General features: G+C 61.6%; 22 protein-coding genes. 14 read left to right on the top strand and 8 right to left on the bottom strand.

What is annotated here, in order from left to right:
• Nucleotides 1-648: 648 nt before the first annotated feature.
• Complete coding sequence (locus AC57B6_RS12305; protein ID WP_496421437.1) at nucleotides 649-1,389, bottom strand: PepSY-associated TM helix domain-containing protein; 741 nt, start codon at nucleotides 1,387-1,389, stop codon at nucleotides 649-651.
• Between the two features lie 327 nt (nucleotides 1,390-1,716).
• Here AC57B6_RS12305 and AC57B6_RS12310 point away from each other — a divergent pair, with 327 nt between their 5' ends.
• On the top strand, nucleotides 1,717-3,618 hold the full coding sequence (locus tag AC57B6_RS12310; protein ID WP_496421438.1) for a DUF3857 domain-containing transglutaminase family protein: 1,902 nt from the start codon (nucleotides 1,717-1,719) through the stop codon (nucleotides 3,616-3,618).
• A 12-nt stretch (nucleotides 3,619-3,630) separates the two neighbouring features.
• On the opposite strand, the gene AC57B6_RS12315 is transcribed toward AC57B6_RS12310, so the two are convergent.
• On the bottom strand, nucleotides 3,631-4,659 hold the full coding sequence (locus AC57B6_RS12315; protein WP_028197751.1) for a serine/threonine protein kinase: 1,029 nt from the start codon (nucleotides 4,657-4,659) through the stop codon (nucleotides 3,631-3,633).
• Nucleotides 4,660-4,784: 125 nt separating this feature from the next.
• Nucleotides 4,785-4,997, bottom strand: a complete 213-nt coding sequence (locus AC57B6_RS12320; protein ID WP_028197750.1) for a hypothetical protein — start codon at nucleotides 4,995-4,997, stop codon at nucleotides 4,785-4,787.
• 427 nt (nucleotides 4,998-5,424) lie between these two features.
• Between AC57B6_RS12320 and AC57B6_RS12325 the strand changes: the two genes are divergently transcribed.
• Nucleotides 5,425-6,714: an MFS transporter gene (locus tag AC57B6_RS12325; RefSeq protein WP_406867816.1), complete on the top strand. Its 1,290-nt coding sequence runs from the start codon at nucleotides 5,425-5,427 to the stop codon at nucleotides 6,712-6,714.
• Nucleotides 6,715-7,075: 361 nt separating this feature from the next.
• Nucleotides 7,076-7,261, top strand: a complete 186-nt coding sequence (locus AC57B6_RS12330; RefSeq protein ID WP_006050504.1) for a hypothetical protein — start codon at nucleotides 7,076-7,078, stop codon at nucleotides 7,259-7,261.
• A 161-nt stretch (nucleotides 7,262-7,422) separates the two neighbouring features.
• On the opposite strand, the gene mgrA is transcribed toward AC57B6_RS12330, so the two are convergent.
• On the bottom strand, nucleotides 7,423-8,466 hold the full coding sequence (mgrA, locus tag AC57B6_RS12335) for an L-glyceraldehyde 3-phosphate reductase (protein ID WP_028197748.1): 1,044 nt from the start codon (nucleotides 8,464-8,466) through the stop codon (nucleotides 7,423-7,425).
• Nucleotides 8,467-8,689: 223 nt separating this feature from the next.
• Between mgrA and AC57B6_RS12340 the strand changes: the two genes are divergently transcribed.
• Nucleotides 8,690-8,896, top strand: coding sequence for a DUF3185 family protein (locus tag AC57B6_RS12340; protein WP_028197747.1), 207 nt, complete (start codon nucleotides 8,690-8,692; stop codon nucleotides 8,894-8,896).
• 61 nt (nucleotides 8,897-8,957) lie between these two features.
• Here the strand turns inward: AC57B6_RS12340 and AC57B6_RS12345 are convergent, their stop codons facing one another.
• Nucleotides 8,958-9,719, bottom strand: coding sequence for a phytanoyl-CoA dioxygenase family protein (locus AC57B6_RS12345; protein WP_028197746.1), 762 nt, complete (start codon nucleotides 9,717-9,719; stop codon nucleotides 8,958-8,960).
• 469 nt (nucleotides 9,720-10,188) lie between these two features.
• Between AC57B6_RS12345 and AC57B6_RS12350 the strand changes: the two genes are divergently transcribed.
• Nucleotides 10,189-10,557 (top strand): hypothetical protein, encoded by a 369-nt coding sequence (locus AC57B6_RS12350; protein ID WP_028197745.1) that lies wholly within the window; start codon nucleotides 10,189-10,191, stop codon nucleotides 10,555-10,557.
• Between the two features lie 96 nt (nucleotides 10,558-10,653).
• Here the strand turns inward: AC57B6_RS12350 and metK are convergent, their stop codons facing one another.
• Nucleotides 10,654-11,841 carry a methionine adenosyltransferase gene (gene metK, locus AC57B6_RS12355; RefSeq protein WP_496421439.1) on the bottom strand — a complete coding sequence of 396 codons (1,188 nt, stop codon included), beginning with the start codon at nucleotides 11,839-11,841 and terminating at the stop codon, nucleotides 10,654-10,656.
• 277 nt (nucleotides 11,842-12,118) lie between these two features.
• On the opposite strand from metK, the gene AC57B6_RS12360 reads away from it, so the two are divergent.
• The 9 genes from AC57B6_RS12360 (at nucleotide 12,119) to hslU (ending at nucleotide 21,818) form a co-directional block, all read left to right on the top strand.
• On the top strand, nucleotides 12,119-13,003 hold the full coding sequence (locus tag AC57B6_RS12360; protein WP_028197743.1) for a lipid A biosynthesis lauroyl acyltransferase: 885 nt from the start codon (nucleotides 12,119-12,121) through the stop codon (nucleotides 13,001-13,003).
• A gap of 103 nt (nucleotides 13,004-13,106) precedes the next feature.
• Entirely contained in the window at nucleotides 13,107-13,970 is an 864-nt protein-coding gene (gene dapF / locus AC57B6_RS12365) for a diaminopimelate epimerase (protein ID WP_028197742.1), read from the top strand.
• 200 nt (nucleotides 13,971-14,170) lie between these two features.
• Entirely contained in the window at nucleotides 14,171-14,896 is a 726-nt protein-coding gene (locus tag AC57B6_RS12370; protein WP_496421440.1) for a DUF484 family protein, read from the top strand.
• Between the two features lie 24 nt (nucleotides 14,897-14,920).
• Nucleotides 14,921-15,844, top strand: a complete 924-nt coding sequence (xerC, locus tag AC57B6_RS12375) for a tyrosine recombinase XerC (protein ID WP_028197740.1) — start codon at nucleotides 14,921-14,923, stop codon at nucleotides 15,842-15,844.
• A gap of 117 nt (nucleotides 15,845-15,961) precedes the next feature.
• Nucleotides 15,962-17,164 (top strand): class I SAM-dependent rRNA methyltransferase, encoded by a 1,203-nt coding sequence (locus AC57B6_RS12380; protein WP_028197739.1) that lies wholly within the window; start codon nucleotides 15,962-15,964, stop codon nucleotides 17,162-17,164.
• 254 nt (nucleotides 17,165-17,418) lie between these two features.
• Nucleotides 17,419-18,522: a CobW family GTP-binding protein gene (locus tag AC57B6_RS12385; protein ID WP_183798775.1), complete on the top strand. Its 1,104-nt coding sequence runs from the start codon at nucleotides 17,419-17,421 to the stop codon at nucleotides 18,520-18,522.
• A gap of 666 nt (nucleotides 18,523-19,188) precedes the next feature.
• Nucleotides 19,189-19,608: an RNA polymerase-binding protein DksA gene (dksA, locus tag AC57B6_RS12390; protein WP_012431412.1), complete on the top strand. Its 420-nt coding sequence runs from the start codon at nucleotides 19,189-19,191 to the stop codon at nucleotides 19,606-19,608.
• A 317-nt stretch (nucleotides 19,609-19,925) separates the two neighbouring features.
• The gene (hslV, locus tag AC57B6_RS12395) at nucleotides 19,926-20,462 is read left to right on the top strand and encodes an ATP-dependent protease subunit HslV (protein WP_028197737.1); all 537 of its coding nucleotides are present in this window, start codon (nucleotides 19,926-19,928) and stop codon (nucleotides 20,460-20,462) included.
• Between the two features lie 9 nt (nucleotides 20,463-20,471).
• Nucleotides 20,472-21,818 carry an ATP-dependent protease ATPase subunit HslU gene (hslU, locus tag AC57B6_RS12400; RefSeq protein ID WP_028197736.1) on the top strand — a complete coding sequence of 449 codons (1,347 nt, stop codon included), beginning with the start codon at nucleotides 20,472-20,474 and terminating at the stop codon, nucleotides 21,816-21,818.
• Nucleotides 21,819-21,974: 156 nt separating this feature from the next.
• Here hslU and AC57B6_RS12405 read toward each other — a convergent pair whose 3' ends face one another.
• Both AC57B6_RS12405 and AC57B6_RS12410 read right to left on the bottom strand, forming a co-directional pair.
• Entirely contained in the window at nucleotides 21,975-22,517 is a 543-nt protein-coding gene (locus tag AC57B6_RS12405; RefSeq protein ID WP_028197735.1) for a response regulator transcription factor, read from the bottom strand.
• The gene (locus AC57B6_RS12410) at nucleotides 22,514-23,824 is read right to left on the bottom strand and encodes an ATP-binding protein (RefSeq protein WP_252888630.1); all 1,311 of its coding nucleotides are present in this window, start codon (nucleotides 23,822-23,824) and stop codon (nucleotides 22,514-22,516) included. The genes AC57B6_RS12405 and AC57B6_RS12410 overlap by 4 nt, the downstream gene beginning before the upstream one ends.
• Nucleotides 23,825-23,930 lie beyond the last annotated feature (106 nt).

The following is a 23,930-nucleotide window of genomic DNA, read 5'->3' on the forward strand; positions in this document are numbered from 1 at the left end:
GGCGGCATTCGACTGGTCCTCAGCCATGAACCAGTTCGCGATTCTGTTTGGAGAGCGTTTTACCAACGCACGCGGGTAACTCCGCTAACCGCCTCGCACACAAAAATGCGGACAGGTTCCGGCACCTACTTTTCTTTGCCTGCCGCAAAGAAAAGTAGGCAAAAGAAAGCGGCTCACACCGCTAATTCTTAAGCGGGTCCCCCGTGCAGCTACGGTAGTGGTGCATCTGGAATCCGTGCCCTCGCGCACTCCGCGCCGTTGACAAAGGACTCATCAGCTCCCACTCCGCACTACGTGCGTCGCGGACGGGTCTGCCAGGGAAACCTGGCCGACGCTTCGCATACCTGATGGTTTTTTGAACCGGGTATCGGCGCGCGCAGCGCCGCCGGAGGTATGACTGCCTTGTCACCAGGGCGAAGTGTGCGAGGCGACAGATTCCAGATGCACCACTACCGTGGCTGCGCGGGGGACCCGCTTATGAGCTGGCGGTTTGAAGCCGCTTTCTTTGCTTATCTTTCTTTGCGGCGGCAAAGAAAGTAAGTGCCGCCCCGCACAGGGGCAACGCTAATAGACCACTAACACAACAAGGAAAGGCCAAAGAACCAGACCAACAACAAACCCGCCGAACAGGCAAAAAAAAACCAGCCCCTACAGCAATCCACAAACCACAGCAGCAACCACCGACCCACCCACCAACACCACCCCCACAACACGCCGCTTATTTAATTCAGTCCACAGCAAAACACCAGTCAAAGAAAGCAAAATCATCCCACCCGCGATCGTGTCGATCAACAAAACCCACCCAACACTCAACCCCACGCCACGGTGCAAATTATTCATCGTAGTGAGAAACGAGTTCTGCGTACGTTTCACCGCAACGAACCCATTCCCAACCCAATACTCGGCCTGCACATTCTGAGTAGGCCCAAAAATCCCGACCTGCCAGAACTCGGGCTGCATCGTGCTGTGATCACCCCACGCCACCGGATGCGCCGGCTCACGCTTCATCCGCCCCGGCTTACCATCGATTTTCAACTCGCCCTTGAGCCACTTCGCCATCTCCATTGGCGAACCCAGCTTTTTCTGCGGCACAGGAATCTGCATCTCCTCAACCTGCGGCTCACCCGAGGACACCTTCAACGGCCCCGCCCGATGGTTCAGCAAAAAACCCGTAACCCCAAACAACAACCCCAATACCGCACCCCACAACCCAACCCAGCCGTGCACCTTGCGCAACCACTTGATGAAATTCGCCCGCCGCGAACGCTGGCGTCGCGTCGCCTGCTCGGCATCGTCCAGCAGGCGATGACCCCGCTCCGGCTTATGAGCCGTGTACTGCGTGCCCTCGCCAACAGCAGGCTTCATATCGATCGAATCAGGCGCATTCACATCCAGACTCCAGGCGCAACAAGTTAACCCCTCACCAACGGCGACGCGCGACGGCTGCGCGCGCTCACATCAGCGACAACGGAAAGTTGAAAGGAAGGGCCGGACAAACCCGGCTTGCGGTCCAGGTCGTCCGGCTGAGAGGCTGGCTGGCAGTCACAGAGGAGGAGAAATGTGACAGAAAGCTGGCGATACCTTTCAATTGAGAATGGATATCATTACATAGTTGAGGCATTTGCTCAATCGCAATGCGCGGCATCCGCTTGACATCCGGGCCTCGCAACCCGACTCTAGGCAGCGATCCCGTCACCTTCCGGATGCCCGCCTGCCATGCGCCTCGTCTCCTGGATCTGTCTCGCGTCCCTCGCCTGGCTTGCCTGCGCTCACGTCGCGAACGCGAGCATCACGGCGAGACTGGAGGATCCCTATACCAACGAGGGCGAAACGCAGACCTTCACAGTCAACGCCGACGGCTCCTTCTCCAAGCTCGATCCGATGACGCTGCGCGTGAACAGCGAAGCCGGTGTCGCGCGAGTGGCGCAACAGTACGTCTGGTTCAACCGGAATATGGCCGACGTGCAGATCCTCGAGGCGTACACGATCACCGCCGACGGCGTGCGCCACGACGTGCAACCCGACCAGATTCGCGACGTGCAGGAAGCGCGCTCATTCAATGCGCCGATGTTTCAGGACATCCAGGAAAAGGTGATCGTGTTCCCCGCCGTCGAGCCCGGCGCGCGGGTGCACCTCAGCTATCGCAAAACGCAGAAGCAGCCGCTTGTGCCAGGCGAGTTCAGCGACTTCACGCCGCCCGATCTCGTGCCGACGCGTAACTTCCGCCTCATCTACGACCTGCCCTCCGACAAGCCGCTTTACGCCGACGCGCGTGGCTTCACAGCGCTGCAACCGGTCACGCGCGAGGGCCGTACGCGCTACGAATATCGTTACGACAAGGCGCATTTCAGCCGGCTCGAGCGCGGCTCGATCGCGTACGTATCGTATGGCGACCGGTTGATGGTCTCGACCTTTCCGGACTACGCCACGTTCGCCGCCAGCTATAAGGCATCGTCCTCCGATGCGACCACGCACGACGTCACCGTCACGCGTCTTGCGCAAAACCTCACCGCGCACGACCGCACTCCGCGCGACAAGGCCAAGACACTGTACGACTGGGTGCGCCGCAACGTCCGCTACGTGGCGATCTATGTCGGGCGCGGTTCAGTGGTGCCGCACAGCGCCAGCGCGATCCTCGCGAACCGCTACGGCGACTGCAAGGATCATGTGGCGTTATACGGCGCGCTGCTCGACGCAGTCGGCGTTCGCAATGAGCCGGCTCTGATCAGCAGCGGCTCGATCTATACGCTGCCCAGCGTGCCGGGCTACGGCGTCATTAATCACGCCATCACATGGCTGCCCGATCTGCAGCAATACGCCGACTCGACGGCGTCGAATGTCGAATTCGGTTTTCTGCCGTGGTCCGATATGAACCGGCCTACCGTTCTCGTCAATCAGGGAGTGGTGGCGCAAACGCCGGCCACCGCATTGACGATGCGCAGCACCGATCTGTCGATCAAGGTCGAGCCCGATGGCTCGGCAAGCTTCACGTACCGGCTGGAGGCATCGGGTGCCACCGCCGAACAGGCACGCGCGATGTTGCGCGCGCAGACACCCGCGCAACGTGAGGAATCGATCCAGGCGGAACTGCGCAGCGCGAACCTGCGCGGCACGGCTACGCTGACCACCAACGATCTCAGCGTAGCCGACGGCCCGTTGACGATCACGATGAAAGGCACGCTCGAAAGTCTCGTGGTGCCGGGCGCGGCGGCATCGATTCCGGCGCTGACGAGCCTGGCCGGCGGCCTGGACGCGGATACACGCTACTGGCTTGGCGAACGGCAGCGCACGCAGCCGTTCGTCTGTCACAACCTGGCGTTGCATGAACGCGCGCGCATTGAATTGCCGGCGAATTTCCACGTGCTCGACATGCCGGAAGCAAAACGGACTCAAGACCGCTACGTCGATTTTCAATCGCAGTACACGTTCGATCCGCTGGGCAACGTGGTGACGATGGCGCGTGACGGCACCACGCATTTCGACAGCGACGTCTGCACGCCCGACGACTTCGCGAAGATGCGCCCCGCGATCGAAGCAATCGGGCGCGACGTGCGCGCCGAAGTGATCGTCAAATCGACGCTGGTGGAATCGTCGAGCGTGGCGTCACAGGCGCCGTAGAAACGCAATCGCTCAAACCGGCCAGAGCGGCCCTTCCTGCATCGCGCCGAGCTGCTCGCGCAGTTCGAGAATGCGGTCCTCCCAATAACGTTGGGTGTTGAACCACGGAAAGGCCGCCGGAAATGCCGGGTCGTCCCAGCGGCGCGCAAGCCACGCCTGATAGTGAATCAGCCGCAGCGTGCGCAACGCTTCGACGAGATACAGTTCGCGCGGCTCAAAGTCGCAGAAGTCTTCATAGCCGGCGAGCAGATCCGCCAACGCCCGCGAAGCCTCGACACGTTCGCCCGGCAGCAGCAGCCACAAATCCTGCACCGCCGGACCCATGCGGCTGTCGTCGAAGTCGACGAAATGCGGGCCCGCGTCGGTCCACAACACATTGCTCGGATGACAATCGCCGTGCATTCGCAACATGCGAATATCGCCGGCACGCTCGAAGGCGCGCTCAACGCCTTCGAGCGCGAGATTCACCACGGTTTCCCATGCGGGCCGCACGTCGTCAGGCACGAAGCGGTGCGACAGCAGGAAATCGCGCGGCTCGTAGCCGAACGTGTTGATGTCGAGCGTGGGACGTTCGGTGTAGTTCTGGGTCTGTCCGACCGCATGAATGCGGCCGATAAAACGCCCCAACCATTCGAGCGTATCGCGCCGGTCCAGATCGGGCGCGCGGCCGCCGCGGCGTTCGAAGATCGAGAAACGGAAACCGTCGAAGGTATGCAACGTACGGCCTTCGAAAACACGCGCGGGCACCGCCGGAATCTCGCGCGCGGCGAGATCGGCGACAAATGCGTGCTCTTCGAGAATGGCGGCGTCAGTCCAACGCTCGGGACGATAGAACTTGGCGACCACCGGCGGACCATCTTCCACGCCCACCTGGTACACGCGGTTTTCATAGCTGTTGAGCGGGAGCATGCGGCCGTCGGTGTACACACCGACGCTGCTGAGCACGCTGTCGAGCGCGTCGAGCACGATTTCCGGCTTGAGCCGGGCGAAAGGGACGGCGCTATCGGCGCCGTCCTGTGAGTCGAGATTGTCGTCGTTCATGTCCGCATTGTGCGCCGCGCCGCCGTCAAAGACGAGGGTGTCGGCACACCTTGCGGTTGACTGCCTGTTGCAACGGCATGACTACGGCGTGGCAACGATATGAATCGAACTCAAACCAACTAGTCTCAATGCACCTGCGCGCTCGCCGGACGCACCTGCTCGCCCGTATCGATCAAATCTTCGAGGAAAAAGGGTTCAGTATTCAGATGCTCTGACGTGCCGGGCTCGCCGGCATACCAGGCCACCATTGCCATGTCGCCGAGAATGCGCATGACGATCCCGCGTGCGCCTTGCGGCACGGCGATATGCACCGATCGGACAATGGAACCGATTTGCATGATGTTTCCCCGTTTCTCCCATAGCCGGCTTTATGGTTTCCTCGCCGGTCAAGGTGATGATAAAAGCGCCGCTTCGCCAATAACGTTGCGTACGCACCCAATCTGCTGCGCGTAAGACGCGTGAGAGGTCTGAGTCATTGTTCCCGTTTTGCGGGGCCATGGAGAGCGCGAACCCGAAGCTGTTAACCCGTCGTTTCGCCCCATCCCATTACGGCGCGCCCGACCGGTGCTCTGGACGTCATGCGTCGTAATGAGGCCATCATAAACCCTGACGGGGCGATATTTCAAAATCATGCGGCCACTGTTGTCGTGATCGCGAAGCGCGAATATTCACGTGCGGGGTCGTCGCACGGCGCGCACCCGCATAGCTTTTTCAGCGTATCCTTAACTCCTTTGTGTACTTTGCGTTCCCCGAGGAGATTGTTTCGTGACCGCATCGCCGGAATCCAACCGGACTGCTACTTCGGCTGTTCCTGCTTCATCTGCTTCTTCCAGCTCCACCGCCGTGCCTGAACCCTCCAACACGCCTTATCTCGAACGCGGCACGCGTGCCTATTGGCGCGCCAGCATCGCGCTGCTGTTCGCCGGTTACGCCACCTTCTCGCTGCTGTATTGCGTGCAACCGTTATTGCCCGCGTTCTCGAGCGCATTCGGCGTGACGCCGGCACAGAGCAGCCTGTCGCTCTCGCTGACCACAGCCGCGCTCGCGCTCGCGATATTCGTGGCCGGTTTCGTCTCGGAAGGCTGGAGCCGTCACAAGCTGATGACGGCGTCGCTCACGCTGTCCGCGCTATTGACGATTGCTGTTTCGATCGCACCGCATTGGCATCAACTGCTCGTGTTGCGCGCGCTCGAAGGCCTCGCGCTCGGCGGCGTGCCCGCCGTTGCGATGGCCTACCTCGCTGAAGAAGTGCATCCCGACGGACTCGGTCTTGCAATGGGGCTGTACGTCGGCGGCACCGCGATCGGCGGGATGGCCGGGCGCGTGATTACCGGCGTCGTCGCGGATCTGTTTTCGTGGCGCGTGGCGATCGGCACGATCGGCGTGCTCGGCATTCTCTCCATGCTCGCGTTTCGCGCGCTGCTGCCGCCGTCGCGCCATTTTGTGCCGCGTCGTGGGCTCGGCTTTGCTCATCATCGCACCGCCCTGCTCAAGCAATTCACGCGGCCTGGTCTGCCTCTGCTGTTTCTGCTCGGCTTTGTGCTGATGGGCAGCTTCGTCACGCTGTACAACTACATCGGTTACCGGCTGCTCGCGCCGCCCTATCTGTTGAGTCAGACGGAGATCGGCGCGATTTTCGTCGTGTATCTGACGGGCGTGGTGGCCTCGCCGTCGTCGGGACGCATGGCCGACATGTTCGGCCGGGCGCGCGTGCTGACCGCCAGTTTGCTGCTGATGGCGCTCGGACTCGCCCTCACCATGCTCCATCCGATCACGGCGATTGCAATCGGGATCGCCTGCGTGACGTTCGGTTTCTTCGCCGGACATTCGGTGGCGAGTGGCTGGGTCGGACGTCTCGCGAAAGAAGCGAAGGGGCAAGCAGCCGCGCTGTATCTGCTTGCGTACTACATCGGCTCGAGCGTCGTCGGCTCTTATGGCGGCCATGTGTGGGCCGGTTTTGGCTGGGACGGGGTCGCTGGATTGGTGGGAGCGCTGCTCGTTATCGGCATCGTTGCCGCCACGCGTTTGCGTCAACGCGAACGGACCGCCGCGTGACAGAGCACCGCTGATCGGCTCCATGAACCCGGGCTCGGATGCCGCATGGGCCAGCGCTTAAAGAGTTCGTACGGAACAGCTCCGAGCTAGGCGAAAAAGCATTCGGTGTGCATCGAACCGGCTAAAAAGTAAGCCCTGTGTAAGCAAATACTTCATTTTTTGCGGTGTTTTTGCTGCGCCGCGCCAATCGCCCGAGCCCTTGTCGCGCCGGGCTTCCGCAGCGTGCGAGAGCAGCGCTGCAGCGCCGCAAGCGTTGTTATGTTGATCTAACCGTCGCCTATACTCGAATCGAGCGTCGGCAGTGCCATGACTCCAGCAAACAGAGCCACTGCCCGCGCCAGTATTAAATAAGGAGACGGGTATGACGACCTACTTCACGATCGGCGATTTCATTCTGGTCATTCCGATGGCGCTTGCCGGCGCGTTATTTGTCGGCGCGCTTCCCTGCAAAACGGAGTTGCGTCACAACGCGCTGCGGGTGCTAGGCGCGCTGCTCGGCGTGGTGTTCGCGGTCGTGCTGGTTGAGGGCTTGCCTGCGCTGGTTTAGCGCGGACCGGCGAAGACGGCCTCTACGCTTCGCCGATGGTTCGGTCGACTGAACGCAGTCGTTTCGGCCACTGCGCGGGAAACGCGTGTGCCCGAAAGCATCGACAGAAAAGCCGCCTCACGGGCGGCTTTTCTATTTCTGCGACATCAAACGCCGTGCGATCAGATTGCCTGATCCGTCGACGGTTTCTCCCACAGATTAATGCCGCCCTCGGTCGCGTAACGGTCGATCTCCGCCAACTCGTCCTTCGAGAACGCGAGATTCTTCAACGCACCGACGTTTTCACGCACCTGCTCCGCGCGGCTTGCACCGATCAGCACAGACGTCACGCGCGGATCGCGCAGCGCCCACGCGAGCGCCATCTGCGCGAGGCTTTGTCCGCGACGCTGCGCGATGTCGTTGAGCTTGCGCACGTGCTCGATGTTTTCCGGGCTCAGATGCTCCTGCTTCAACGAACCGCCGCCCGGCTTGTTGACGCGCGCGTCTTCGGGCACGCCGTTCAGATATTTGCCCGTGAGCAAGCCTTGCGCGAGCGGCGTGAACGCAATGGCACCCGCGCCGACCTTTTCGAGCGTGTCCAGCAGCTCGCGTTCGATCCAGCGGTTGAGCATGTTGTACGCCGGCTGATGGATCAGCAGCGGCACCTTGTACTCGGCAAGCAGCTTTGCCATTTCGAGGGTCTTGGTTGCCGAGTATGACGAAATACCGATGTACAGCGCCTTGCCCTGCTGCACCGCGCTCGCCAATGCACCGGCGGTTTCTTCGAGCGGCGTATCGGCATCGAAACGATGCGAATAGAAGATATCGACGTAGTCGAGACCCATGCGCTGCAGGCTTTGATCGAGACTCGCCAGTACATATTTGCGCGAGCCGCCGCCTTGGCCGTACGGACCCGGCCACATGTCCCAACCCGCTTTCGACGAGATCAGGAGTTCATCGCGATACGGCTTGAAGTCGTCTTTGAAGAGGCGGCCGAAATTGGTTTCGGCGCTGCCGTACGGAGGGCCATAGTTGTTGGCAAGATCGAAGTGCGTGATGCCCAGGTCGAAGGCCGTGCGCAGGATATCGCGCTGCGTGGAAATCGGCGTGGTATCGCCGAAGTTGTGCCACAAGCCCAGCGACAGCGCCGGCAGTTTGAGACCCGACTTGCCGCAGACGCGGTATTGCATGTCCGAATAGCGTTCTGAAGCTGCTTCGTAAGCCATTGCTAGTGTCCTTGATGGTGAAGTCGCCCGGCAATCAGGGGCGTGGAGGGTTCATCACGTACTGCGGGAGGCGTGCAGGTTTTATGTTCGGATAGCGGTGAGGCCAGATCGCTATGGTAGCCAATCGCCGCGCACCCTGCACACACCCACTATGCGGGATGGACGGCGGCTTGCGGCTCCCCTACACTTTGGCCGATCAAAGCTTATCGATAGGGGCAGGTTCATGGTGAAGGCGATTTCAATCGCGCTGATAGTCGGCGGTGTCGTGTTGTTGTATTTCGGCGGGCAGGCATTCAATTCGGTCAGCAGCGAGGTGTCTCGCGTATTTACCGGGTCGCCGACCAATAAGGCGATCATGCTGATTGTGGGGGGCGTTATCGCTACCATCGCCGGCCTGACCGGCGTGGCTGTCTCGGGCCGCAAGCGGTAAAGCGCCGCTTGGATGCGCGGTGCGGGATCGGCGAAGCTCCGCGCCGCGCAAGGCAAAAAACCTAAAAGGCAATTTCAGGCTTGGCCGCCGAACGGGACCCCGGAAGCGGCACATTGCTCGCCCCGTGATAGGTAAACACCAAAGAGAATTTCACCTGATCGCTGATGTTCTTGCCAGCCGAGTGCAGCGTGTTGCAATGGAAGAACACCACGTCTCCGGCCTTGAGTTCGGGCGAAACCGCGGTGCGAATCAACGCCTGATTCTCCTCCAGATCGGAGCGGAAAAACTTGGCCTCGTCGAAGCGCTCGGACGTGAACGCGACGCTATGCGACTTCGGCACCAGCCACAATGCGCCGTTATCGACCGTCTCCGACCCCACCGCGAGCCACACCGACACCAGATCGTCACGCTCGAACGACCAGTACCGCACGTCACGATGCCAGCCGGTCAAGCTGCCATAGGCCGGGTGCTTGGTCATCATGCAATTGTGATGCGCCCGCGATAAGCGCGGCTCCTCACCGAAGTACAACTCCATCCAGCCGCGAATTTCCGGCGCGGTTGCCCATTGCGCAAATTGCGGATGGCGCCCGTAGGCATCCAGCAGCCGGCGAACCGTGTGGCCGCCCGGCGCATGCTTCGATTCCGGTGCGCCCGGATAACGAAGATCCGCCTCGAACTCGATCGGCGCCGCCGCCTCCTGCAACTGTCGCTCGGCAATCTGCTTCAGTTCGCCGCAACGCTCCGGCGACACCAATCCAGGCACAACGACAAATCCTTGCTCCCGCAACGTTTGAATCTGCTCTTTCTTCGAATGAAGTGACATGGTGTTCCGTTACTTTCGACTGGCTGATGCTCGATTGTAAAACGGGCGCGATCGGACCGTGCTGTTTCGCCTTTGCAAAATCAAGGCTCCGGGCACGCCTTACGCACTACTTTCACGCGCGCCGGCGGTTTGCCCGGCACCTGCTAAGGGCAGACGTGCACGAAAACCGCCCGCAAAGGGCGCGACCCTGTTAGCGCGCACATCGCTATGACCCGTAAAAACCCGTAATCGCAGGGTAAAAACCGACTTTCTGGCGTCACGATTCACGTGTAGCCTGCGCGTATGTTGATCGCTACTCCCGCACTTTTGCGGCGCGCAAGCGCCGTTCTGACCGGCTCCGCCGTCATCCGTGCCCTTTTCCCCCGAATTCCAGGCTTTCGCGCCGTTCATCGCGACACCGCCATTGGCACATTTGGTGCTCTTTATGGCGCACGCTCTTTCGCGCGACACGTTGCCTACTTGTGAAGCCATGCATACTCTTCTGAGCACCCGTCTTACCCGCGCCGCGCTGAAAGCGGCGCGTCCGGCACGCCGCCACGTGGTTCGCGCGCTGCGTCACCATGCCACCCGCACTCGCGCCTTGGGCGAACAATGGCGCGAAGCCAAAGCGGTCGACGGCATTCGCACGTGGTTCCATACGTTCTTCTCGGCGTTGCGCCTGCAAGGCAGTTCGCGGCGCTTCTCGCTGCGCACGCTGCTGCGCAAACCGACGCCGCTGCGCCTCTCCGCGCCGCGCCGCGCACCGGTCGCCGCGCCCCAAAACACGAGCCGCCGGCCGCGCCGCATGTCGACGAGTGGCAGTTCCGGATGGTTCGCGTTCGCGTTTGCGAGCCGGTGAATCAAGGCTAAATGAGCCGCTGAAGATGCAATAAAAAAACCCCGCACGGCTTGCGCCGGCGGGGTTTTTTACTGAAGCGGATCGCTCTCGTGCTTATCAGGCGAGCGCGGCGACCGGTTCGGTACCGGCAGCTTCAGCCAGCGCCAAAGCCTTGTCCGTGGCTTCCCACGTGAATTCCGGCTCTTCGCGGCCGAAGTGACCATAAGCCGCGCTCTTCTCGTAGATCGGGCGCAGCAGGTCGAGCATCTGGATGATGCCCTTCGGACGAAGGTCGAAATGCTCCTGCACAAGCTTCGTGATCGTTGCATCCGACACGCGGCCCGTGCCGAAGGTATTCACCATCACCGAAGTCGGCTGAGCCACGCCGATTGCGTACGAGACCTGGATCAGACAACGCGACGCCAAACCGGCCGCCACGATGTTCTTCGCGACATAACGGCCGGCATACGCCGCCGAACGGTCGACCTTCGACGGATCCTTGCCCGAGAACGCGCCGCCGCCGTGCGGCGCAGCGCCGCCGTACGTATCGACGATGATCTTGCGGCCCGTCAGACCGCAATCGCCTTGCGGGCCGCCGATCACGAACCGGCCAGTCGGGTTCACCAGGAACTTGATGTCGCCCTTGATCAGATCGGCCGGCAGCGTCGTCTTGATGACTTCTTCGATCACGGCTTCGCGCAGCGTGGCCAGATCGATGTCCGGCGAGTGCTGCGTGGACAGCACGACCGTGTCGATCGCATGCGGCTTGCCGTCGACATAGCGCACGGTGACCTGCGACTTCGCATCCGGACGCAGCCAGGGCAGACGGCCGTCGCGGCGCAGATTCGCCTGACGCTCCACCAGACGGTGCGACAGATGGATCGGCAACGGCATCAGTTCCGGCGTTTCTTCGCACGCGTAACCGAACATCAGGCCCTGGTCGCCGGCGCCTTGATCGAGGTTGTTGTCGTGCGCGCGGTCCACGCCCTGGGCGATGTCGGGCGATTGCTTGTCGTACGCCACCAGCACGGCACAGCCGCGGTAGTCGATACCGTAGTCGGTGTTGTCGTAGCCGATGCGCTTGATCGTGTTGCGCGCGACCTGGATATAGTCGACGTTCGCCGTCGTGGTGATTTCGCCGGCCAGCACGACGAGACCCGTGTTGCACAGCGTTTCGGCTGCGACACGCGAATATTTGTCCTGCGCGAGGATAGCGTCGAGAATGGCGTCCGAAATCTGATCCGCGACTTTGTCGGGATGGCCTTCGGAAACGGATTCGGAGGTGAAAAGATAGTCGTTTGCCACGTTGCAGACTCCTGTTATGTGGTTACGGTTGAGTTTCACGTAGCCAGCTTCGGGAGCCTTGAAGCGGCGACGCTTTAGCGGATTACCTTACCGGCGGACGCATATCCCATGGATCGCGCCTGCCAGCTTCGCCCCGCAAGTTGTCTATTAACTCGGCGAAGCCCTTATTATAGCGACTTCCTTTGATTGTCACAGAGTGCCCACGCGTGCGGTATTACGTCCATCTTTCCGCTTTCCTGAATACAGCCCTGCAAGGCGCCCCGTTGCGGGGTGCCGCATGCTGAGCCGCTATGGCGCGAAGCTCGCAATCGGGCTGCTGAAATTATTTGCATTGTTGCCGTATGGTTTCGTCGCCCGCCTGGGCGATGGACTCGGCTGGCTGCTTTACCAGGTCCCGAGCCGGCGCAAGCGCATCGTCCATATCAACCTGGAACTGTGCTTTCCCGAATGGGATCGCGCGCGCCGCGAAGAGGTCGCCCAGAAGCATTTCCGGCATGCGATCCGCAGTTACGTCGAACGCAGCGTGCAATGGTTCGGCTCGGCGGAAAAGCTCGAAAAGCTGATCCAGCTCGACAGCGAGATCGACCTCACCGACCCGGATCTACCGCCCACGCTGTTCCTCGGCTTTCACTTCGTCGGGATCGAAGCGGGCTCGATCTTTCTGAATTACTCGCTCAAGCGTCAATGCGGTTCGCTGTATCAGCCAATGTCGAACCCTGAGCTCGAAGAAGTCGCCAAAGCGGCGCGCGCACGTTTCGGCGCCGATATGGCGAGCCGTGCCGACAGCGCGCGCATCGTGCTGCGCTGGCTGCGCGATCGCAAACCGGTGATGCTCGGCGCGGATATGGATTACGGCGCGCGTAATTCCACGTTCGTGCCGTTTTTCGGCGTGCCCACCTGCACGCTGACCGCGGTCGGCCGTCTGGCGAAGGTCGGGCATGCGCAGGTGGTGCCGTTCATCGGCGAAGTGCTGCCGAACTACAAGGGTTATCGGCTGAAGGTGTTCAAGCCTTGGGAAAACTACCCCACCGGCGACGACGACGCCGACGCGCGCCGTATGAATGCCTTCCTCGAAGAGCAGATCCCGCTGATGCCCGAGCAGTACTACTGGGTGCACAAGCGCTTCAAGACCCGTCCGCCGGGCGAGCCGAGCGTGTACTGAACGGCTCTCAAAAAGCGTCGGAACACGGAAATAAAATGACAGATAAGGTGGCAAATAAAGCGCTGTCCGGCCCACCTGCAAGCGCGTCACTTACAATAGCGTGATGAAACTGAAATTCACCAAAATGCACGGCGCGGGTAACGACTTCGTCGTGCTCGACGGCTACACCCAACCGGTCAACCTGACGCCGGCGCAGGTGCGCGCGCTCGCGGACCGGCATTTCGGCGTCGGTGCCGACCAGTTGCTGCTGGTCGAAAAGCCTACCGTGGACGGCGTCGATTTCAGATATCGCATCTTCAATTGCGACGGCGGCGAGGTCGAGCACTGCGGCAACGGCGCGCGCTGTTTCGTCAAGTTCGTGCGCGACAGCGGCCTGACCGACAAGCGCAGTGTGCGCGTGCAAGTACAGAACGGCACCATTCAGCTGACCATGCAGGAAAACGGCGAAGTGCTGGTCGATATGGGCGCGCCCGTGTTCGAACCGGAGCGCGTCCCGTTCGCCGCCAAAGGCCTCGAAGGCCGCCGCGAGGGTGCTGACACGCTCTGGCCGCTCGACGTGAACGGCGTGACGCGCTGGATTTCGGTGGTGTCGATGGGCAATCCGCACGCGGTGCAAGTGGTCGACGACGTCGAAGATTTTCCGGTGCTCGTCGAAGGCCCGGTGATCGAGCGGCATGCACGCTTTCCGCAGCGGGTGAACGCGGGCTTCATGCAGATCGTAGGCCGCAGCGAGATCAAGCTGCGCGTCTACGAGCGCGGCGCCGGCGAGACGCTGGCGTGCGGCACGGGCGCGTGCGCTGCCGTCGCTGCCGGCATTCGCCGCGGGTTGCTGGATGCGCCGGTGCTGGTGCACACGCACGGCGGCAAGCTGACCATCACGTGGGATAGCACGCAAGAAGGCGCGCCGCTCTTCATGGCCGGCCCTGCGGCAACCGTTTTCGAAGGCGAGATCGAGCTGGCCGATTGAGCCGCGCCGGCAAAGCACCCGAGGCATTACCTGACTTAACGGCCGAGCGATCGGCCGAGGCAGTACCCGACACGCGGCCTGAAGCGGGCCGCTGAACAGGCCGATGAAGAGCCGGACCGAGCGGCGCTTTCACCGGCCGACTGAACTCATGACCGATGCGCCGCCCGAAGGCGTCGTCCCGTAGTCCTTTAGCCGAAACCATGAACGATCGCGAAGTCGCCGAATATCTGCTCGCCAACCCCGAATTCTTCGCCGAACACGCGGAAATGCTCGCGACGATCCGGCTTGCGAACCCACACGGCAAAGCCGCGGTGTCGCTGCAGGAAAGGCAGATGGAAATGCTGCGCGACAAGAACAAGCATCTCGAACGGCGTCTGGCCGAGTTGCTGCGCTACGGTCACGAAAACGACAGCATTGCCTCGAAATTCAATCGCTGGACCATCCGCGTGATGGCCGAGCGTGATCCGTACGCGCTGCCGCGTACGATCTCCGGCGGCTTGCGCGATATTTTCGACGTGCCGCAAGCCGCGCTGCGCGTATGGGACGTCTCCGAGCCGTATGCGCAGGCCGATTTCGCACGCCATGTCGGTGAAGAAGTGCGCATCTTCGCGAACAGCCTCACCACGCCGTACTGTGGCGCGAATACTGGCTTCGAAGCGGCGCAGTGGCTGACGCCGGCGGTCTCGGCGGTGAATGGCGACGGGTCCGCAGACGGCACGGGTACAGGCGAGTCCGCGCACGCTACCGAGTCGATTGCGCTGCTCGCGCTGCGCGACCCCGAAGGCAAAGAGGAAGCATCTGCCTTCGGCCTGCTGGTAATGGGTTCGGCCGACGCACGCCGCTTCCACGACGGCATGGCCACCGATTTCCTGACTCAGATCGGCGCGTTGACGAGCGCGGCGCTGAGCCGCCTGCTGCCGCGCTGAGCCGTCAATCCCGCAAAGGCCATCGTGACCGACGCCGACCCGATCGCCGCCTATCTGTCGAATCTCGAACATGAGCGGCGGCTGTCGGCGCATACGCTGCGCGGCTATACCCACGAACTCGAAGAGCTCAAGCTGCTTGCCAAAGGCCGGCCGCTCGAAAGCCTCACCGCCGTCGATATTCGCGGCGCGGTTTCACGGGCTCATGCCGGCGGACTGACCGCCCGTTCGATCAGCCATCGGCTGTCGTGCTGGCGCGCGTTTTACCGCTGGTTCGCGGGCCGCGTCGATCTGCCGGCCAACCCGGTCGCCACCGTACGCGCGCCGAAGCAGGCCAAATCGCTGCCCAAGGCGCTTTCCGTCGACGACGCCACGCGCCTGATGGAGAGCCCGCCGGCCGCGACGCCCGAAGGTTTGCGCGACCACGCGATGCTCGAACTGTTCTACTCGTCGGGCCTGCGGCTGTCCGAACTGGTCGGCCTCGACGCCCGTTTTGCCGATGCCGACGGCTACCGCTCCGCGGGCTGGCTCAAGCTCGACTCCGCCGAAGTCGAAGTGCTCGGCAAAGGCAACCGGCGCCGCATCGTGCCGGTCGGAAGCAAAGCGCTCGAGGCCTTGAATGCGTGGCTCGCGGTACGCGATCAGATGGTGAAACACGATCCGCACCCGCTGTTTCTGTCGGCACGCGGCAATCGGCTGTCGCCGAATGTCGTGCGTGACCGGGTGAAGCGCGCGGCGCTGGTCGCCGGCATTCCGGCCAACGTGCATCCGCACGTGTTGCGGCATTCATTCGCCACGCACGTGCTGCAGTCGAGCGGCGATCTGCGGGCCGTGCAGGAACTGCTCGGGCACGCCAGCATCACCGCCACGCAGGTCTACACCGCGCTCGATTTCCAGCATCTCGCGCATGTCTACGATCAGGCGCATCCGCGCGCCAAAAAACGCGACTGATTCCGCTCTTTGCCTGTTGTTTTGCTACTTGCTACTTGCGGCTTGCGGTCTCCCTCTTTGCTTCACCTGCCGTGTGCGTCCTGGTCCACGCGGCCTATTGCTCCTGCTGACACCCTGATGAATACCGTTACGCTCAAACCGTCGAAAGAAAAATCGCTGCTGCGCCGCCATCCGTGGGTTTATGCCAACGTGATCGATCGCGTCGACGGCAATCCCGCTCCCGGCGCGACCGTGCTGGTACGCGCGCACGACGGCCGGTTCCTCGCGCGCGCGGCCTACAGCCCGCATTCGCAGATTCGCGCGCGCGTGTGGAGCTTCGACGAGATGGAGCCGATCGATCACGCGTTCTTCAAGCGCCGTGTGCAGCGCGCGCTCGCGCATCGTCAAACGATGGTGCATAACACCGGCGCGGTCCGGCTGATTTTCGGCGAAGCAGACGGCCTGCCGGGCTTGATCGTCGACCATTACGTCGCCGAGGACGCAGGCCAGCGCAGCCAGTTGGTGTGCCAGTTCATGGCCACGGGTGTCGAGGCATGGAAGGACGCGATCGTCGCCGCGCTGGTCGACGCGACCGGCTGCCCGAACGTCTACGAGCGGTCGGACGTCTCGATCCGCCAGAAGGAAGGGCTCGAGCAGATCACCGGCGTGCTGGCGGGCGAAGCACCGTCGGAAGCGCTGATTGCGAGCGAAAACGGCGTGCGCTATCACGTCGACGTGCGTAACGGCCACAAGACCGGCTTCTACGTCGACCAGCGCGACAACCGCCTGCTGGTGCAGGAACTGGCGAAAGATCGCGATGTGCTGAACTGCTTCTGCTACACCGGCGGCTTTTCGCTGGCGGCACTAAAAGGCGGGGCGAAGCGCGTGGTATCGATCGATTCGTCGGGTGACGCGCTGGCGATCGCGCAACAGAACGTGGCCGCCAACGGTTTCGACGCCGAACGCGCCACCTGGCTCGACGCCGACGCGTTCAAAACCCTGCGCCGCCTCCACGACGAAGGTGAGCGCTTCGACCTGGTCGTGCTGGATCCGCCGAAATTCGCGCCTTCGCGTGAACACGTGGACCGCGCCGCGCGCGCCTACAAGGACATCAACCTGACCGGCCTGAAGCTGCTGCGCCCGGGCGGCCTGCTGTTCACCTACTCCTGTTCCGGCGCGATCGACTCGGAGCTGTTCCAGAAAATCGTCTCCGGCGCGGCGGCCGATGCACGCGTCGATGCGCGGATTCTCAAACGCCTCGGCGCGGGAGTCGACCACCCGTTGCTCACCGCCTTCCCTGAAGGCGAATATCTGAAGGGTTTGCTGTTGCAAATTGCCTGATTGCCCATAGCTTGAGAGTTATTTCCCGCGCGCGGCGAAAGGGATTCCCCCCGCCGCCAGCGCCGGCTTGACAGATATGTTTCAATATCCGGCTAGACCGGGTTGCGCGCCGTCAGGCTGCCGCGCCCGGCAAACCGGATTCGCAGACGCGTTCGCTGCAAATCCCGCGCTGCGGATTCCGCGCGGTAATTTTGGGCGGTAAATTCGCGCAGTAATCGATCACGCACAGATTCACGTACATACAGGCGACCACCATGATCCCAGTCACCATCCTGACCGGCTTTCTCGGCAGCGGCAAAACCACCCTGCTCAAGCGCATCCTGAACGAAAAGCACGGCATGAAGATCGCCGTGATCGAGAACGAGTTCGGCGAAGAAAACATCGATAACGAAATCCTCGTGCAGGACACGAGCGAGCAGATCATCCAGATGAGCAACGGCTGCATCTGCTGCACGATTCGCGGCGACCTGTCGCGCGTGCTGGGCGATCTGGCGGCGAAAAAACAGTCCGGCGAACTGGATTTCGACCGTGTCGTGATCGAAACCACCGGCCTTGCCAATCCGGGCCCGGTCGCGCAGACGTTCTTCATGGACGACCAGATCGCCAACGAATTCCTGCTCGACGCGATCATCACGCTGGTCGACGCGAAGCACGCGAACCACCAGCTGGACGAGCATGAAGTGGTGCAGCGCCAGGTCGGCTTCGCCGATCGCCTGTTCATCACCAAGTCGGACCTGGTCGACGAAAAACACCTGGACGATCTGCGCCATCGCCTGCTGCACATGAACCCGCGCGCGGCGATCAAGGTCGTCAATTTCGGCGAAGCGGACATCAAGGAAATCTTCGACCTGCGCGGCTTCAATCTGAATTCGAAGCTCGAAATCGACCCGGATTTCCTCGCTGAAGACGAACACGCGCACAACCACGCTCACGCGCATGACGAGCACGGCCACACTCATGCCGGCCACGACGATCACGATCACGAAAACTGCGATCACGACCACGGCAAGTGCGACCACGAAGGTCACGACCACGCGCATCACCATCATGCGCACCACGACGACAAGATCAAATCGTTCGTCTACCGCAGCGACCGTCCGTTCGATCCGAACAAGCTCGAAGACTTCCTCGGCGGCATTCTGCAAATTTATGGCGAGCGCCTGCTGCGTTATAAGGGCGTGCTCTATATGAAGGGGGTCGACCGCAAGGTGGTGTTCCAGGGCGTCCACCAGATGATGGGCAGCGACCTGGCCGCGAAATGGCAGCCGATCGAAAAGAAGACCAACAAAATGGTGTTCATCGGTATCGAACTACCGCAGGACCTGATCACCGACGGCCTGGACGCCTGCCTGGCGTAAACCTCACGCTTTGCCCATGCCAAGCCGAGCTGGCTTGGCACGGCAGGCGGGTTGGCTTACGCGATCAGGAGCGCACGCCCCGCGAAGGACGCAATTGTCTGCGGAATACACCGAAAAGCCTGCCGAAAGCCCGCTGAAATGTCGGTTGTGTGAAAAACACGTGAAAACCCTGCTGTATTAAACCGTGCACGACCATCGCTTTTTGGTCGTGCGCGCGTTATATTTTCGGGATATCAGTGCTCCGCCGGGGGATTTTCACCAGTTGCGGTGCTGGATTGTGATTCAGTTACAATACGTGCCCACTGGAGAATGACAACGAATTGCCCGGTCTGCGCGTAGTCCGCGCCGGGCCTGAAACGGCGCCGGAAAACCTTGTCCGGAAATCACGCCGACAATGCCGGCTGGCACAGCTGATAAGGCGCGCTGCCGGCAAGCAATGCCTCAGGAGCAATTGAGAAACGGTTTCCAGAGGAGTTCGGCCCCGCATTGGCGTAGCGACGTCCGGCGTAACGACGCCCGGCGCGTGAGCGCAAGGCGCCTCGGCGTCACCGACAGCCCACCGTCCGTGCCCGCCAGCGCTCAGCGTCCCCCGTGGCGCCTTTGCGGGCAATACGAAAATGCGGGCACTATGTATGAGTTTTGCCTCACATTGAAGAAGCAAGCCAGATGACGACGAAACGACTCTTGACTGAAGCCGAAATCCTGAAGATGAGCGACAAGGATTACATGAATGAGGATCAGCTCGCTTTCTTCAAGAACAAGCTCGAACAGCTGCAAGCGGACATTCTCCGCAATGCCGGCCAGACGACCGAGAACCTGCGCGAAACAGTAATCGTGCCGGACCCGGCCGACCGTGCAACGATCGAGGAAGAGCATGCGCTCGAACTGCGCACGCGCGACCGCGAACGCAAGCTGCTGAAGAAGGTGCAGCAATCGATCGCGCGCATCGATTCTGGCGATTACGGCTGGTGCGAAGAAACCGGCGAGCCGATCGGCATTCCGCGTCTGCTCGCACGGCCCACGGCCACCCTGTCGCTCGAAGCGCAGGAACGCCGCGAACTGCGCCAGAAGCTGTTCGGCGACTGAACGCCTGCGGCGCGGCCTCGGCTCCGCGCCCTTTTTAAGCTGCTTCGTCGAGAGGCGCACGGTGATCTGTGCGCCTTTTTTCTTTTGTGTGCTCCTCCGCACACTCCCCCGCCCCGAATCCGTGTTTTTGTCTTATGCCATTTGCCGGCTCTTGATATGACCGCGCACGCCCTAAAATAGGTCGGACATGCGTTGCACGAGCGCGCGCCAACCGGTTGATCGTTTCAGCGTTGCGCGCCGTCCGCTTCCGGATTCACAGGATTCATGCGGTGGTGGTGCGCCACCGCGTCCTACCCGTTTTGCAAAGAGGAACGCATATGGAGCAATTTCACGGCACGACGATCGTTTCCGTGCGCCGCGGCGACAAGGTCGCGCTCGGTGGCGACGGTCAGGTCACACTGGGCAACATCGTCATGAAAGGCGGGGCGAAGAAAGTCCGTCGCATCTATAACGGCAAGGTGATGGTCGGCTTCGCCGGCGGCACGGCCGACGCGTTCTCGCTGCTCGACCGCTTTGAAGCGAAGCTGGAAAAACATCAGGGCAATCTGACTCGCGCCGCCGTCGAACTGGCCAAAGACTGGCGCACCGACCGCATGCTGCGCCGCCTCGAAGCGATGCTGATCGCCGCGGATGCCACCACCACCCTCGTCATTACCGGTAACGGCGACGTACTCGATCCTGAAGGCGGCATCTGCGCGATCGGTTCGGGCGGCGCTTACGCGCAAGCAGCCGCGAAGGCGCTCGTCGACAACACCGAACTGTCGCCGCGCGAGATCGTGGAGAAGTCGTTGGAAATTGCCGGCGACATGTGCATCTATACGAACCATAACCGCGTCATCGAGACGATCGAGTAAGGACCTACGATGAGCACCATGACCCCTGCCGAGATCGTCTCGGAACTCGACAAGCACATCATCGGCCAAGGCCGCGCGAAGAAAGCGGTTGCCGTGGCGCTGCGCAACCGCTGGCGCCGTCAGCAGGTTGCCGACCCGCTGCGTCAGGAAATCACGCCGAAAAACATCTTGATGATCGGACCGACCGGTGTCGGTAAAACCGAAATCGCGCGGCGTCTGGCGAAACTGGCCGACGCACCGTTCATCAAGATCGAAGCCACCAAATTCACCGAAGTCGGCTACGTAGGCCGCGACGTCGACAGCATCGTGCGCGATCTGATCGAAATCTCGGTCAAACAGACGCGCGAAACGGAAATGCGCAAAGTGCGGACCAAGGCGGAAGATCAGGCCGAAGACCGCATCCTCGACATCCTGCTGCCGAGCGCGCGGCCGGTAGGTTTCGGCGCGAGTTCGAGCGCGACGGATACCGCCGACGAAGGCAGCACCACGCGCCAGACCTTTCGCAAGCGTCTGCGTGAAGGCCTGCTCGACGACAAGGAAATCGAACTCGACGTCGAACAGCCGCAAGTGGGCATGGACATCATGGGGCCGCCGGGCATGGAAGACATGACCGAGCAGATCCGTTCGATGTTCGCGAACATCGGCGGCGGCAAGAAAACGCGCCGCAAGCTGAAAGTGAAGGAAGCGCTCAAAGTCCTCACCGACGAAGAAGCCGGCAAGATGCTCAACGACGAAGAGGTGAAAACCAAGGCTGTGCAGAACGTCGAGCAGAACGGCATCGTGTTTCTCGACGAAATCGACAAGATTGCGTCGCGTAACGAAGCGGGCGGCGGTGAAGTGTCCCGTCAGGGCGTGCAGCGCGATCTGTTGCCGCTGGTCGAAGGCACCACGATCAACACCAAGTACGGCATGGTCAAGACGGACCACATTCTGTTCATCGCGAGCGGCGCGTTTCATCTGGCCAAGCCAAGCGATCTGATTCCGGAACTGCAAGGTCGCTTCCCGATTCGGGTCGAACTCGATTCGCTGTCGGTGAAGGACTTCGAATCGATTCTGGTGTCGACCGACGCGAGCCTCGTCAAGCAATACCAGGCGCTGCTGGCTACGGAAGACGTGCACCTGGAATTCGCCGACGACGGTATTCGCCGTCTCGCCGAGATCGCGTATTCGGTGAATGAGAAAACCGAAAACATCGGCGCACGCCGTCTGTACACGGTGATCGAAAAGCTGCTCGAGGAAGTGTCGTTCTCGGCCGGCAATCATTCGGGCAAGGCAGTACAGATCGACGCGGCGTATGTGGATCGCGCATTGAACGAAGTGGCGGAAGACGAGGATCTGTCGCGCTACGTGCTGTAACACCGAAACCGGCGTCGATGTGGACGCCACGTCACAGCCACACGCCTCGCACGTGATCCGATCACGCGTGAGACGTAAAAAAACGGGCCGTCTTGAGAAAGACGGCCCGTTTTGCTTGATGCTTCACAGCCCGCAAGCGCGGGCGGGTCTCAGCGCTTACTGCTTGACCGGCCGCTTTGCCAGTTTGCGTTGCAGCGTTCGACGATGCATGTTCAACGCACGCGCCGTAGCCGAAATATTGCCGCCGTGTTCCGCGAGCACACGTTGAATATGCTCCCACTCCAGACGGGCGACCGACAACGGTGTGGGATGCTCGATCGCTTCTTCAGCCTGCAAAGCGCTCGCTTCGCTTTGCAGCGCCGACAAAATCGTCTCGACATTGGCGGGCTTGGCCAGGTAGTTATCGGCGCCGTCTTTCACTGCCTGCACCGCCGTGGCAATGCTCGCATAACCGGTCAGCACCAGCATGCGCGCGTCCGGCTGCAAATCGCGCAACGGCGCGACGAGCGTCAGGCCAGAATCGTTGCCGAGATGCAGATCTACTGTGATCTGGCTGAACTTCTGCTGGTTCGCCAACTTGATCGCTTCATCCGCGTTGTGCGCTTCGGCCACCGTATAACCGCGCCGCGTCAAACCACGGGCGAGGATGCCGGAGAACACTTCATCGTCGTCGATCACCAGAAAATTCATATCGCTCATGCCTGTTTCTCCGTGTTGGATGGCGTAGTGCCTTGACGGCCCGCCCCTGATAACTTGCGCGCGGCAAGCGGCAGTCTCAATACTGCACGCGTGCCACGCGGCTTGATCTCACTGACGTCGGCCAGCTCGATCGATCCCTTCAGACGTGCCGCCGCTGAAAACGCCAGATACAGACCCACGCCATGTCCACCCTGTGTGCTGTCGACCGGCATTGCGCCGAGCGATCCGCGCAAAGCGGCTGGAATGCCGGGACCGGCGTCGCATACCTCGAATACGATCTGATCGCCGCGCTCTGCAAGCTTGCACGACAGCGTGACATGATCGCGGCTCGCACGCGCGGCGTTGTCGAGCAGAATCGTAAGAATCTGACTGACGGCCACCGTATCGTCAAGACTGACACCCTCGGGCGGCAAGCCGATACGCTCGAACTTCACATGCGGATGACGCAAACGCCACTGCTCGGCAAACGATTCGAGCCATTCGCCGACCGCTTGCCGGTTGGTCGTTGTCGATGCACGGCTACGCAGCCGCGCAAGCGCAGACGTACAGAGCGTCATTTGCTGTTCGAGCAACTCCAGATCGGCGCTGTACGGCGCGAGGCCTTGATCGGTTCGCGCGGCGTCGCGCAATTCTTCGGACAACATCGCAATTGTAGACAACGGCGTGCCGATTTCGTGCGCGACCGTGGCAGCCTGCACGCCGAGCGCGACGGCGCGTTCATCGTGAAGCAAGCGCTGCTGCGCATCCCCGAGCGCTGCGTCACGTAGTCGCAGAGCGCGTGACATGCGCGCGACGAACCATGCAATCAGGCCAACGCTGACCATGAAGTTCACCCACATGCCGGCGCGATAGTAGTCGAACAGATTCGCCGGATTGTCGAGATTGAGCGGTACGGAATCGAAGCCCAACACTGCGTAGCAGGCTACGGCGAACGCGGCGAGCCACGCCATCAGTTGCCACGGCAACACGGCCGCGGCGATCGCGAGCGATGGCAGGTACAGCGAAACGAATGGGTTGGTGGTGCCGCCCGAGAGGAACAGCAGCGCCGACAGCGCGCCGAGATCGACCCAGATCTGGCCGAACAGTTCGAGATTGGACTCGGGCCGCTGTTGCGAGACACGCCACCATGTGAGTCCGTTGAAGATCACTTCGAGGGCAATCACGAGCAGCATGGCGGGCAGCGGCAGGTGCACGCCGTAGAAGATCTGCACGACCGCGATCGTCACCAGTTGGCCGATGATGGCGAGGCTGCGTAGCCAGAACAGATGGCCGAGGTTGACGCGGCCGGTGTTGGTTATACGATGCATGACTTTAGTTTACCTGTTCGGACTCGTCCGACTGACCTCGAGAACTCACACCGCTAACATGGAATTTTTGCGATAGCGCTGCACGGCGCCGGCCGGTGATCACCGG

This window comes from Paraburkholderia sp. BGA-UO-ETr-F12 (genome assembly GCF_059567945.1).

Coding starts and splice junctions, on each gene's coding strand:
- dapF (WP_028197742.1), top strand. CDS start 13,107: ATGAAACTGAAATTCACCAAAATGCACGGCGCGGGTAACGACTTCGTC.
- AC57B6_RS12350 (WP_028197745.1), top strand. CDS start 10,189: ATGCATACTCTTCTGAGCACCCGTCTTACCCGCGCCGCGCTGAAAGCG.
- AC57B6_RS12405 (WP_028197735.1), bottom strand. CDS start 22,517: ATGAGCGATATGAATTTTCTGGTGATCGACGACGATGAAGTGTTCTCC.
- mgrA (WP_028197748.1), bottom strand. CDS start 8,466: ATGGCTTACGAAGCAGCTTCAGAACGCTATTCGGACATGCAATACCGC.
- AC57B6_RS12370 (WP_496421440.1), top strand. CDS start 14,171: ATGAACGATCGCGAAGTCGCCGAATATCTGCTCGCCAACCCCGAATTC.
- dksA (WP_012431412.1), top strand. CDS start 19,189: ATGACGACGAAACGACTCTTGACTGAAGCCGAAATCCTGAAGATGAGC.
- hslU (WP_028197736.1), top strand. CDS start 20,472: ATGAGCACCATGACCCCTGCCGAGATCGTCTCGGAACTCGACAAGCAC.
- AC57B6_RS12310 (WP_496421438.1), top strand. CDS start 1,717: ATGCGCCTCGTCTCCTGGATCTGTCTCGCGTCCCTCGCCTGGCTTGCC.
- AC57B6_RS12345 (WP_028197746.1), bottom strand. CDS start 9,719: ATGTCACTTCATTCGAAGAAAGAGCAGATTCAAACGTTGCGGGAGCAA.
- AC57B6_RS12380 (WP_028197739.1), top strand. CDS start 15,962: ATGAATACCGTTACGCTCAAACCGTCGAAAGAAAAATCGCTGCTGCGC.
- AC57B6_RS12360 (WP_028197743.1), top strand. CDS start 12,119: ATGCTGAGCCGCTATGGCGCGAAGCTCGCAATCGGGCTGCTGAAATTA.
- AC57B6_RS12410 (WP_252888630.1), bottom strand. CDS start 23,824: ATGCATCGTATAACCAACACCGGCCGCGTCAACCTCGGCCATCTGTTC.
- AC57B6_RS12330 (WP_006050504.1), top strand. CDS start 7,076: ATGACGACCTACTTCACGATCGGCGATTTCATTCTGGTCATTCCGATG.
- AC57B6_RS12385 (WP_183798775.1), top strand. CDS start 17,419: ATGATCCCAGTCACCATCCTGACCGGCTTTCTCGGCAGCGGCAAAACC.
- AC57B6_RS12320 (WP_028197750.1), bottom strand. CDS start 4,997: ATGCAAATCGGTTCCATTGTCCGATCGGTGCATATCGCCGTGCCGCAA.
- AC57B6_RS12340 (WP_028197747.1), top strand. CDS start 8,690: ATGGTGAAGGCGATTTCAATCGCGCTGATAGTCGGCGGTGTCGTGTTG.
- AC57B6_RS12315 (WP_028197751.1), bottom strand. CDS start 4,659: ATGAACGACGACAATCTCGACTCACAGGACGGCGCCGATAGCGCCGTC.
- hslV (WP_028197737.1), top strand. CDS start 19,926: ATGGAGCAATTTCACGGCACGACGATCGTTTCCGTGCGCCGCGGCGAC.